1 pseudogene is annotated in these 335 nt (G+C 37.6%); it reads right to left on the reverse strand.

Annotation, left to right across the window (positions count from 1 at the left end):
• Positions 1–239: 239 nt before the first annotated feature.
• Positions 240–335, reverse strand: a pseudogene (gene rpmA, locus ACTHSP_RS23185) (50S ribosomal protein L27); the annotation flags it as partial.

Here is a 335-nt window from a genome sequence, read left to right on the forward strand (position 1 = left end):
TTTCAGACGGCCTTAAGTTTACTGTGTTTAGCTACATGAGGGTAAATCAAAGGCATTTGATAGATTATATAGAAAGAATCAATAGAATAAAACAAAGGCCATCGATTATAAGCACGTTTTTACTTTGGCCTTAATATAAATCAAGCTTCACGACATACGGATTTTATCAAACAGACAAAACCGTCAGATAAACAAAAACCGCATTCCGAAAAGGAATGCGGCTTTCAATCGTAAAACGATTATTCTTCAGAACCGGTATAAGGACGGATGCTGACGGTTTTACGGTTCAGCGCGCCTTTGGTTTTGAATTCAACGTAACCGTCGACTTTAGCAAA

It is taken from the genome of Neisseria sp. P0001.S005, from assembly GCF_051963715.1.